2 protein-coding genes are annotated in these 2,660 nt (G+C 70.4%); both read right to left on the reverse strand.

The features are described 5' to 3' along the window. The gene (locus B8446_RS15820; RefSeq protein ID WP_241767834.1) at nt 1-1,539 is read right to left on the reverse strand and encodes an efflux transporter outer membrane subunit; all 1,539 of its coding nucleotides are present in this window, start codon (nt 1,537-1,539) and stop codon (nt 1-3) included. Next, nucleotides 1,536-2,636: an HlyD family secretion protein gene (locus B8446_RS15825; RefSeq protein ID WP_048851336.1), complete on the reverse strand. Its 1,101-nt coding sequence runs from the start codon at nt 2,634-2,636 to the stop codon at nt 1,536-1,538. Before B8446_RS15825 ends, B8446_RS15820 begins: the two co-directional genes overlap by 4 nt. Nucleotides 2,637-2,660 lie beyond the last annotated feature (24 nt).

Consider the following 2,660-nt stretch of genomic DNA (forward strand, 5'->3'; position numbering starts at 1 on the left):
TCACGGCATGAGTTCTGCGGTTCCTGAGAAGACGGGCTGTGGGTTGGTGGAGATGTGGGCCTGGGTGCGGGCGGCGTCGGTGCCGGGTGCGGGCTCTGCGTATTGCCATCCGCCGCCGAGTGCGCGGTAGAGGGCGACGAGGGTGGTTTCGATCTTCGTCTGGTTGGCGGCGAGTGCCGACTGGCTTTCGAGGAGCGCCCCCTGGGCTGCGACGACGTTCAGGTAGTCGGCGGCGCCTTCGGCGTAGCGCTGGCGGGCGGCGGCGAGGGCCGCCTCGTTCTGGGTGAAGGCTTCGCGGACCTGGTCGCGGGCGCGCTGGGCCTGGGTGTAGGACGTCATGGCGTTGTCGACGTCGTTCCACGCGCCGAGCACGGTCTTGCGGAAGGCGATCGCCGCCTCCTTCTGCTGGGCGCGGCGCAGATGCAGGGTCGCCATCAGGCGTCCGCCCTGGAACACCGGCACGTTCAGGGTCGGGCCGGCCGCGAACTGGCGCGCGGGAAGGGCGAAGAAATCGGCGGCCGAGAGGGATTCCGTGCCCATGTTCCCGGTCAGCGTGATGTCCGGATAGAACGAGGCCTGCGCCATGCCGACCTCGGCGGTCGCCATGTGCAGGCGCGCCTCCGCCGCCAGCACGTCCGGCCGGCGGCGCGCAAGCTCGCTTGGCAGGCCGACGGGCACCGTGGGAGGCACGGGCGGCTGGGCGCCGGGAGCCCTGAGCTCGGCCTCCAGCGCGCGGGGCGGCTGGGCGAGCAGGAAGCCGATCGCGTTGATCAGCGTCGCCTCGCGATCGTCCAGGTCGGGCAGGGTGGAGGCGATCTGCGCGACCTGCGCGCGGGCCTGCGCCAGCTCGAGCGTGGTCGCGACGCCATTGCCGAACCGGCTCTGCACCAGCGCCAGGTTGCGCTGGGCGAGGGCCAGGTTGTCGCGCGTGATGCGCGCCTGCTCCTGCACGCCGCGCAGCTGCATGTAGCTGGTGGCGAGATCCGAGACGGCGGCCAGCGCCACGGCGCGCCGGGCCTGGAGCGATTCCAGCTCGCCCGCGCGCTGGGCCTCGACCGCGCGGCGGATCATGCCGAACAGGTCGAGATCCCAGCCCGCGCTGATGGCCTCGGCGAAGAAGTCGAACTGGAAATGGGCGTCGGGCTGGGGCTGGGCCAGCGAGAAGATGCCGTGCGTGCTGAGATGGCGATAATCGTAGCTCCCGGCCCAGGACGCCTGCGGCAGTCCGGCGGAGGCTGCGACATGCATCTGGGCGCGGGCCTGGTCGATCCGCTGCCCCGCGGTCTGCAGGTCGAGGTTCTGCGCCGCCAGACGATCGACGAGGCTGTCGAGCACGGGATCGTGGAAGCTGTGCCACCACTGCGTATCGATCTGGCCCGCGATCAGGCGGCTGTCGGTCCGTGGCTCGTCGCCCCACTGGCGCGGGCTCGTGACCTGGGGCGTGTGGAAATCGGGACCGACGGTGCAGCCCGCGATTGCCAGCGGCGCGGCGAGCGCCGAGGCGCACAGGGCCGCGCGGAGACGGGAACGGCGGATCATTTCGCGGTCACCGTGCCCGGCGCCGTATTCTGGTGCGCCGCGACGTCGGCCAGGCCCGTATCGACCGTGGTCTCGACCGACATGCCCAGGCGCAGCAGCCTTGCGAGCGGCTGGTTCGGCGCCAGCACGATCTTGACCGGCAGGCGCTGCACGATCTTGGTGAAATTGCCCGTCGCGTTCTCGGGCGCGATCGGCTCGAACGCGGCCCCTGATCCCGGCGGCACGGAATCGACGATCCCGTCCAGCGTGACGTCATAGGCATCGACATGGATGCGCACGTGCTGGCCCGGCTGCATGTGGCGCAGCGCGAGCTCGCGGTAGTTCGCCATGATCCAGATCTGGTTCAGCGGCACCAACGCCATCAGCGCTGCCCCCGGCGAGACGTAGTTGCCGACCTGGACGGATTTCTCGCCCACCATGCCGTCGATCAGCGCGCGGATCTTCGTATAGGACAGGTCCAGCTCGGCCTGATGGACGCGCGCCTCGTCAAGATGGATCGTCTCCAGCGCGGACTCGTGCTGGGCGCGCAGGATCGGGAGCTGGTCCTGGGCGGCCGTGATGCGCGCGCGGGCGCCGGCGAGATCGGCCTCGAGCTGGCGCTGCTCGGCATCGGACTGCTGGTGCTCCTGCGTGGTGCCGGCGCCGCTCTGGGCGAGGTTGGTGTAGCGCCGCGCATTCTGGCGCGCGAAGGCGAGGCGGGCCTCGATCTGCTCGGCATCGGCCTGCTGCTCGCTGATGAGCGAGGGCTGCCGGGTGACGGCCGCCTGCGCGTCGAGCGCCATGGCGCGGTCGCGGGCGAGGGTCGCCTGGGCCGAGGCCAGCGCCGTGCGGTAGTCGCGATCATCGAGGGTGGCCAGCACTTGGCCCGCATGCACCGGCTGGTTGTCGTCCACGTCGACCGAGAACACCTGCCCCGACACGCGCGGCGCCACCACGGTATAATGCGCCGTCACATACGCATCGTCCGTCCACACATGGCTTGTCGGCACGAAAATGATCGCAAGCACCACCGCGATGAACCCGACCACCACAAGCGCCGCCACCACAAACGGCCACCGCGGCGTCCTCTTCTGTCCCTGTTGCGCGTCGTCAGCCATGCGTGCTCGGTCCTGTCAGAAAAT

The sequence above is a fragment of the Tanticharoenia sakaeratensis NBRC 103193 genome (assembly GCF_000963885.1).
GTDB lineage: Bacteria > Pseudomonadota > Alphaproteobacteria > Acetobacterales > Acetobacteraceae > Tanticharoenia > Tanticharoenia sakaeratensis.

Bases quoted from the DNA above. Each gene is read 5' to 3' on its own strand.
- B8446_RS15825 (WP_048851336.1), bottom strand. From the start codon at position 2,636: ATGGCTGACGACGCGCAACAGGGACAGAAGAGGACGCCGCGGTGGCCG.
- B8446_RS15820 (WP_241767834.1), bottom strand. From the start codon at position 1,539: ATGATCCGCCGTTCCCGTCTCCGCGCGGCCCTGTGCGCCTCGGCGCTC.